General features: G+C 53.1%; 1 protein-coding gene. It reads right to left on the reverse strand.

The annotated features are described in order from the left end of the window. Positions 1–1163, reverse strand: a protein-coding gene (locus ABRP98_RS11715) for an IS3 family transposase (RefSeq protein WP_349859363.1) whose coding sequence is annotated in 2 segments (ribosomal slippage) — positions 1–884 and positions 884–1163 — 1164 coding nt annotated over the 2 segments. Because the reading frame shifts where the segments join, the coding sequence is not laid out codon by codon here. This gene is flagged as partial in the annotation. Positions 1164–1235: the final 72 nt, after the last annotated feature.

Raw genomic sequence — 1235 nt, forward strand, 5'->3', positions numbered from 1 at the left:
GAGTGCTTCGAAGTCATCGGGAGCTAGAAGGTTGCACCACGAGTGTCGCCGGCGCGTGTTGTAGCGCATGCACCACCGGAAGACTTCCTGCCGGCAGATAATGGGATTGTCAAAGACTTTCCTATCACGCAAAACTTCCCGTTTTAAGGTGGCGTTAAAAGATTCTGCAAGGGCGTTATCCGCGCTCGTTCCTACCGCGCCCATGGATTGGCGCACACCCAACGACGAGCAATAGCTCCTAAAGGCTTGTGAGGTGTACACACTGCCGTGATCGGAATGGAATACAGCCCCGTCAAGACTGCTACGCACACCGTGCGCGTGGGCTAGTGCATCGACGACCAGTGACACTCGCATGTGGTCTGCGAGCGCATAACCTGCAAGTTTCCGTGAATACGTGTCAATGACTGTGGCCAAATACATGTTCTTGCCACCCTTACACGGCAGGTAGGTGATGTCGCCTACATAGACGCGGTTCGGCTCGTTGGCTGTGAATTTACGGCCTACTAAGTCCGGCATGACACGGTGGCCAGGCTTGCGCCTGGTAGTGACACATCGGCGGCGCTTGGTAAAGCCTTTAAGTCCCATGGATTTCATGATGCGTGCGACCTTCTTGTGATTTATCGGGCCGAAATCCGTATCACTGTTGAGGCTTGCAGCGATGCGTTTAGCACCATAAAGCCCGTGCTCATCATCGAAGATGGTTGTAATTCTCGCACCAATAAGGGCATCGGAACACATCTTTAACCTGCGCTTTTCACGGGTTTGGACCCATTTATAGAACGAGGAACGATTGAGCTTTAACACGTGGCACATCCGCTTGACCGAGTACTCGGTTCGGTAGTCATAGACAAACTGGAAGCGGATCACCAGCGTGTCTCTTCGGCAAAATATTTAGCAGCCTTGCGCAGAATATCTCGTTCTTCGCGCAGCTTCGTGTTTTCTTTTTCCAGCTGGCGGATTCGCTCAGAATCAGTCGCCGCTTGGGCTTTATCATGCACGGCTTTAATGCGGGCACGTTTGCCGGTGCCGTACTTCTTGACCCAAGCATGCAGCGAGGCACGGTTGATACCGAGCTCTGCTGATGCTGCGTTCAGCGAGAGGTCCTCATTGTTTTCATAGAGGGCCACAGCATCACGTTTGAACTGTTCGGAGTACCTAGGCATGGTGGTAGATTACCTTTCTTCCCAGCCCGACTAGGCTGGATATCAGGTGTCCACCAAAAGGGGGTCAGGTCC

The organism is Corynebacterium sp. KPL2838 (genome assembly GCF_040225455.1).
Classification (GTDB): domain Bacteria; phylum Actinomycetota; class Actinomycetes; order Mycobacteriales; family Mycobacteriaceae; genus Corynebacterium; species Corynebacterium rhinophilum.